Annotated in this window: 5 protein-coding genes and 2 tRNA genes; 5 read left to right on the forward strand and 2 right to left on the reverse strand. The window is 58.9% G+C overall.

What is annotated here, in order from left to right; genetic code table 11:
* The first annotated feature begins 15 nt into the window (after nt 1–15).
* Both AACR14_RS14830 and AACR14_RS14835 read left to right on the forward strand, forming a co-directional pair.
* The gene (locus AACR14_RS14830) at nt 16–1,569 is read left to right on the forward strand and encodes a methyl-accepting chemotaxis protein (protein WP_019446728.1); all 1,554 of its coding nucleotides are present in this window, start codon (nt 16–18) and stop codon (nt 1,567–1,569) included.
* Nucleotides 1,570–1,635: 66 nt separating this feature from the next.
* The gene (locus AACR14_RS14835) at nt 1,636–1,992 is read left to right on the forward strand and encodes an MGMT family protein (protein WP_019446729.1); all 357 of its coding nucleotides are present in this window, start codon (nt 1,636–1,638) and stop codon (nt 1,990–1,992) included.
* A 16-nt stretch (nt 1,993–2,008) separates the two neighbouring features.
* Here AACR14_RS14835 and AACR14_RS14840 read toward each other — a convergent pair whose 3' ends face one another.
* Together AACR14_RS14840 and topA are read right to left on the reverse strand one after the other, a co-directional pair.
* A complete protein-coding gene (locus tag AACR14_RS14840) occupies nt 2,009–2,173 on the reverse strand; it encodes a hypothetical protein (RefSeq protein WP_019446730.1) in 165 nt (54 codons plus the stop codon).
* 109 nt (nt 2,174–2,282) lie between these two features.
* The gene (gene topA, locus AACR14_RS14845) at nt 2,283–4,904 is read right to left on the reverse strand and encodes a type I DNA topoisomerase (protein WP_019446731.1); all 2,622 of its coding nucleotides are present in this window, start codon (nt 4,902–4,904) and stop codon (nt 2,283–2,285) included.
* A 355-nt stretch (nt 4,905–5,259) separates the two neighbouring features.
* Between topA and astB the strand changes: the two genes are divergently transcribed.
* The 3 genes from astB to AACR14_RS14860 all read left to right on the forward strand — a co-directional run bounded on the left by astB (nt 5,260) and on the right by AACR14_RS14860 (nt 7,036).
* Complete coding sequence (gene astB / locus AACR14_RS14850) at nt 5,260–6,597, forward strand: N-succinylarginine dihydrolase (RefSeq protein WP_019446732.1); 1,338 nt, start codon at nt 5,260–5,262, stop codon at nt 6,595–6,597.
* Nucleotides 6,598–6,822: 225 nt separating this feature from the next.
* Nucleotides 6,823–6,907: transfer RNA gene (locus AACR14_RS14855), tRNA-Tyr, on the forward strand.
* 44 nt (nt 6,908–6,951) lie between these two features.
* Nucleotides 6,952–7,036, forward strand: a tRNA-Tyr gene (locus AACR14_RS14860).
* Nucleotides 7,037–7,056 lie beyond the last annotated feature (20 nt).

The following is a 7,056-nucleotide window of genomic DNA, read 5'->3' on the forward strand; positions in this document are numbered from 1 at the left end:
TCGGAGCGTATTCCTATGGCCCGCAGAGACGTCCATACCCTAGATAGCGAAGTGGAGTTTCCTGCCGACGTACAACTGGTCTCCACCACTGACCTGCGCGGGGTGATCACCTACGCCAACCCGGCCTTTTGCGAAATCGCAGGCTACACGGTCGATGAACTGGTGGGACACAACCACAATCTGGTACGCCACCCCGACATGCCCAAGGCCGCCTTCGCCGATCTCTGGGCCCGCCTCAAGGAGGGCAAACCCTGGCGCGGTATGGTAAAAAACCGCTGCAAGGATGGCCGTTACTACTGGGTAGATGCCTATGTGACCCCCATCTATGAAGGCAACAGGATCAGCGGCTACCAGTCGGTACGCTGCAAGCCCGAGCCCCAATTCAAGCGCATCGCCGCTCAGACCTACCAGGCACTGCTCAAGGCCGAGCGCGGCAACAGCAGCAACCTCCCCTCTCTTGCCAAAGTACGCACCCCGGCCATTACCCTGCTGCTGCTCGGCCTGATGGGCTGGACCTTCGCCAGTCAAGGGGCCATGACCGTCCTGCTGATGCTGCTGCCCCTGTTGCTTATTGGCGGAGCCTACTGGCGCGAGCTCTTTGCCCTGCCCCACTATCTGCAGAAACTGGGCCGTGAATATGACAGTCTGACCCGGCTGGTCTACTCCGGTGACAACCCCGGCGCCATTGCCGATTTTCATATCAAGATGCTTCAAGCCCGCATCCGAACCGTGTTGGGACGGATCAACGATGCCACGGCACCTCTGCAAACCCTGGCCATCAATCTGAAGCAGGCCTCTCATCAAGCCTGTCTCGATATCAACGAGCAAGATGCCCAGACCCAGCAGATGGCTACGGCTATGACTCAGATGGCCAACACAGCTCACGAGATCGCCCGCAACATTCAGGACTCCAACGGTCAGGTCAACGAAGCTCGCAATCGTTGTGAACAAACCAACCAGCAGTTGAACCAGACCGAGCTGCAGATCGAACAGCTCGCCAAACAGGCTGAGCTGGCGTTCAACTCGGCAGTGGAGCTCGCCAGCGAATCCGAACGGATTGGCAGTGTCATGGGCGAGATCCAGGGCATCGCCGAGCAGACTAACCTGCTCGCCCTCAACGCCGCCATCGAAGCGGCTCGCGCCGGGGAGCAGGGCCGTGGTTTTGCGGTGGTCGCAGACGAGGTGCGAACTCTATCGACCCGCACCCACAAGGCGACCGAGCAGATCCAGGTCAGCATCAAGCAGATCCAGCACACTCTGGGACGCTGGAAGGGGATGATGCAGGAGAACCTGCAACAGACCCGCGCATGTGCCGAGATGACCCGCCAGGGCGCCAGCAGCCTCCATACCGTGCTGGCAGAGATAGAGCTGGTCACCGAACACTCCACCCAGATAGCCACCGCTGCAGAGCAGCAACAAGCGGTCGTGGAGGAGATCAGCCGCAGCATCCACCAGATCTCCGAGTACTCCCACGCCAACAGTCAGAAGATGCTGGATGTCGATCACTCAAGTCAGGCTCTGCTGGAACGGGCCAAGCAACTGAAGGGGCTTAGCCAGACCTTCGGCTGAATCATTGCCAGCCCCATGACAGAAGCGCCACAATGGCGCTTCTGTTGTTTTTGACGAATCGGGTCTATGAGCATTGAACCAAGTCCATCCCCATTGAACAAAACAGCCCGTATCGAAGCGATCATCGCCCTGATCCCGGCAGGCCGGGTGGTCAGTTACGGTCAGGTGGCCGATCTGGCGGGGTTGCCCGGACGGGCAAGACTGGTGGGCAAGGTGCTGCGGGAAACCGACAAGGTACTGCCGTGGCATCGGGTACTGGGCGCAGCGGGCACCATCTCGTTACCGAAAGGATCGCCAGGCTTTGCCGAACAGACGGGACGCCTGCAGCAGGAGGGGGTCGTGGTGATCGGTGGACGGGTCAGAATGAAGGAGTGGCAATGGCAGCCCGATCTGGCCGAGCTGCTTTTTCTACTGCCGTTTTGAGGGGATCACAGCCGGATCACTCAAACGGTGCCAGGATCTCCTCACTGCGCACCTGCACCGGTATAGTCTCGTCCTCGCGCTGCAGCAGCACAAGCAGGCTCTGCCGGTCCACCTCCAGCACATAGGCAGCCCCTTCCCGGGTCATGCAGCTCATGCCCGGCCGGATCTCGTTAATCTCCATCTCAACCTCCTTGTCTACTTCGCGATTGACGACTGCTGCACTCCTTGCAGCTGTCTCAGTATACCCTTATCCATAAGCAAAGAGGCCCCTGGTCGGGGCCTCTTTGTCATCAGGCTTTCTTCGCCTTCGGCAAACTCTCTTGCCAGGTACCGTTGTCGTAGTGAGCGGTCCAACCGGTCGCCTTGCCGTTGACCTCGCTCATCACGTACTGCTCCTTGGTCTTTCGACTGAAGCGCACGATGGCGGGGTTGCCGTCCGGATCGGTGAGCGGGGCTCCCGCCAGATACTTGTGCTTGGCGGAGATGCGATCCTTGAAGCGCTTGAGCTCTTCCACCAGCGGCGCGCGAGTCTCGCGGGATTTGGGGAAGTTGCTGGCTGCCAGGAACAGACCGGCAGCACCGTCACGCAGCACAAAGTGAGCATCGGACTGGGTGCACTTGAGCTCCGGCAACGGTACCGGATCTTCTTTCGGCGGCGCGATGTCGCCGTTTTTCAGGATCTTGCGGGTGTTCTTGCAAGTCTCGTTGGTGCAGCCCATGTACTTGCCGAAACGACCGTTCTTGAGCTGCATCTCGCTGCCGCAGCGGTCGCACTCGATACTCGGCCCTTCGTAGCCCTTGAGCTTGAACTGGCCCTTCTCGATTTCGTAGCCATCGCAGTCCGGGTTGCGACCACAGACGTGCAGCTTGCGGCTGTCATCGATGATGTAGGCATCCATCGCTGTGCCACAGACACCGCAACGGTGCTTGGCACGCAGCGCTTCGGTTTCCGCCTCTTCACCGTCAGTGGCGGAGACAAACTCGTCGGCAGAGACCAGGTTGATGGTCTTCTTGCAGCGCTCTTTCGGCGGCAGGGCATAGCCGGAGCAGCCAAGGAAAACACCGGTGGTGGCAGTACGAATGCCCATCTTGCGGCCGCAATCCGGGCAGTCGATGTCAGTCATCACCATCTGGTTGGCACGCATGCCGCCCTCTTCGGGCGCCTTGTCAGCCTTCTCCAGCTCCTGGGTAAACTCGGCGTAGAAGGCATCCAGCACCTTCTTCCACTCCAGGCTCCCTTCAGCGATGCCATCGAGCTTGTCTTCCATCTTGGCGGTGAACTCGTAGTTCATCAGCTCGACGAAGTTCTCCACCAGACGATCGGTGACGATCTCACCCATCTTCTCGGCGAAGAAACGGCGGCTCTCGACCCGCACATAACCACGATCAACGATGGTGGAGATGATGGAGGCGTAGGTTGACGGACGGCCGATGCCGCGTTTTTCCAGCTCGCGCACCAGCGCGGCTTCGGTGAAACGGGCAGGCGGCTTGGTGAAGTGCTGGCGCGGATCCAGCTTGATCAGCTTCAGCACCTCGCCCACGGTCACCGCCGGCAGCTGACTATCTTCGCCCTTGCGACCCATCGGCGGCAGGGCCTTGGTCCAACCGGCGAAGCGCAGGGTACGGCCACGGGCCTTGAGCTCGAACTCGCCCGCCTTGACGGTCAGGGTAGAAGAGTCGTACTGAGCCGGGGTCATCTGGCAGGCCACGAACTGACGCCAGATGAGATCGTACAGACGCATGGCATCCGGCTCCATCCCTTCCAGCATCTCGGCTGTCACCTGTACGTTGGAGGGACGGATCGCTTCGTGCGCTTCCTGGGCATTGGCCTTGGCGCCATACAGATTCGGCTCGGCTGGCAGATAGGCCGCGCCATAATGCTCGCCGATATATTCACGCACCGCTTCAACCGCCTCTTTGCTGAGGTTGGTGGAGTCGGTACGCATATAGGTGATGTAACCCGCTTCATAGAGACGCTGGGCCATCATCATGGTCTTCTTGACCCCGAAGCTCAGACGGGTAGAGGCCGCCTGCTGCAGGGTGGAGGTGATAAACGGCGCGGACGGCTTGGAGCCGGTCGGCTTGTCTTCCCGGTTAACGACCTTGTAGTCGACCCCTTCCAAGGCTGCGACAGCGGCAAAGGTCTCGGCCTGGGCCACCGGCTTGAAGTCAGCCCCGTTGCGGCTGACCACTTCCATACGCAGATCGCTCTTGTCGGCAGTCAGCAGGTCGGCATTGAGATCCCAGAACTCGACCGGTACGAACGCCTTGATTTCGCGCTCTTTATCGACGATAAGACGCACCGCAACGGATTGCACTCGACCGGCGGAAAGACCGCGCGCCAGCTTCTTCCACAGCAGTGGAGAGACCATATAACCCACCACTCGGTCGAGGAAACGACGAGCCTGCTGGGCATTAACGCGGTCAATATTGAGTTCGGACGGCTGGGCGAACGCCTCCTTGATGGCGCTCTTGGTGATCTCGTTGAACACCACGCGCTTGTAGCGGCTGTCGTCGCCACCAATGATCTCGCGCAGGTGCCAGGCGATCGCCTCTCCTTCTCTATCCAAGTCGGTTGCGAGATAGATGGTGTCGGCTTTCTCGGCCAGACTTTGCAACTCGCTGACCACCTTCTCCTTGCCGGGCAAAATCTGGTAGTTAGCCTGCCAGCCAGCGGTCGGATTGATACCCATCCGGGCAAACAGGGCCTTGCGATCCTTGGCTGCCTTTTCAGCTTCGCTCAACTTGATGCCGCGAATGACGGGTTTCTTGGGCTCGGTGCTGGCGCTGCCGCTGGTGGGCAGATCGCGAACATGACCAACGCTGGATTTCACCACGTAGTCCTTGCCCAGATATTTGTTGATCGTCTTGGCCTTGGCCGGAGACTCCACTATGACCAGTGATTTGCCCATGCTGTAACTATTATCCTCATTGCACCCGACGGGGTTGGTGTGCGGTTTTGTGGGGCTGTATAAGAGATTTGGCGCGAAAAAGCAATCTTGTGAGCAAATTTGCCTGACCAGCCCGAACCACACGGCTTCTTTTATTGCTTCTTTATTTATTAATGCGAAGGCAACAGGCCGGACGCAACCGCTTTTTCAATTTTCTGCCATACCGCCCCTCTTTTTATATCTGAAACGACATAAAAACGTCTGCTGGTTACAGGCTTGTTACAAAAACATAAAATCTCTTTATAATGGCCCAACCCCGACGCATTGTGCGCGGAAGGAACCGCTACCCATCATAAAAATCGAAAGGATGTACTCAATGAAGCACTTCGAGGTCAATTTCGACGGTCTGGTCGGCCCGACTCATAACTATGCAGGCCTCTCCTACGGCAACGTTGCCTCCCAGAGCAATGCCCAGGAAGCCTCCAATCCGAAAGAGGCCGCCAAACAGGGGCTGCTCAAGATGAAGGCGCTGACCGAGCTTGGCATGACCCAGGGTGTACTGGCGCCACAAGAGCGCCCCGATCTTGCCACCCTGCGCCGCCTCGGCTTCACCGGCAACGATGCCCGGGTGCTGGAACAGGCCGCCAAACAGGCTCCCGCCGTACTGGCCGCCTGCTATTCGGCCTCCAGCATGTGGACCGCCAACGCCGCCACCGTCTCCCCGAGTGCCGATACCCGGGATGGCCGCATTCACTTCACACCCGCCAACCTGACCAACAAGTTTCACCGATCACTGGAGCCGGACGTCACTGGCCGTATCCTGCGCGCCGTGTTCAACAATGATCGCCACTTCAGCCACCACCTCCACCTGCCGGAAAATGATCACTTCGGTGACGAGGGGGCGGCCAACCACACCCGCCTCTGCCGCGCCTACGGCGAGGCGGGGGTCGAGCTGTTTGTCTATGGCCGCAGCGCCTTTGACTACTCCCGCCCGGCGCCGAAGCGCTATCCGGCCCGCCAGACTCTGGAGGCAAGCCAGGCCATTGCCCGCCTGCATGGCCTTGGCGAGGAGAGCGTGGTGTTTATTCAGCAAAACCCGGAGGTGATCGATCAGGGAGTGTTCCACAACGACGTGATCGCAGTGGGCAACCAGAATGTGCTCTTCTTCCACCAGCAAGCGTTCCTCAACACCGAAGCCGTGCTATCAGAGATCAGCGACAAGTTTGGCGAGGGGGATTTGCACTTTATCGAAGTGCCGACTGCCGAGGTATCCGTGCTGGATGCGGTGAAATCCTACCTGTTCAACACCCAGATCCTCACCCTGCCGAGCGGCGAGATGGCCATTATCGCCCCCACCGAGTGCCGCGATAATCCGGCGGTGTCGGCCTATCTTGGCAAGCTGCTGACGCAGGAGACTCCGATCAAGGCGGTCCACTATATGGATGTGAAACAGAGCATGCGTAATGGTGGCGGCCCGGCCTGCCTGCGACTACGGGTTGCCATGAACGATCAGGAACTCGCTGCGGTCAATCCGGCCTGCCTTATCAACGACAGCCAGTTTGCCCGCCTCGATGGCTGGGTAGATCGCCACTACCGCGACCGCCTGACCCTCGATGACCTGCGTGATCCGACCCTGGTGCAGGAGTCTCGCAGCGCGCTGGACGAGCTGACCCAAATCCTGAAACTGGGTTCCGTCTACCCGTTCCAGCGCTAGATGTGATGATCGGGAAGACTGCCGACACTGGCAGTCTTCTCTTATCTACCTCACCCCCTTGCACGGATGCTCTTTTGTGCAGAAAATCAGCATGCAACTTGCTGATAAGCTTGATTTTTGAGCTGGATGTATCAAAAAATCGACGAACAGTCATTTTTTGCTGCCAGAAACGCTTCAAGGGGTTCACAAAGAGCGAAGATCTGTTAGTATGCGCCTCGCACTTGGGGAGGGGTTCCCGAGCGGCCAAAGGGATCAGACTGTAAATCTGACGGCTCTGCCTTCGAAGGTTCGAATCCTTCTCCCTCCACCACTTCCCCGATTGTAATGGCTCAATACAATTTGTTTTGCCCCTGTGGAGGGGTTCCCGAGCGGCCAAAGGGATCAGACTGTAAATCTGACGGCTCTGCCTTCGAAGGTTCGAATCCTTCTCCCTCCACCATCATTCAGAAAACCCGGCCT

Origin of the sequence: Aeromonas sp. 159 (assembly GCF_963862045.1) — a bacterium.
GTDB lineage: Bacteria > Pseudomonadota > Gammaproteobacteria > Enterobacterales > Aeromonadaceae > Aeromonas > Aeromonas veronii.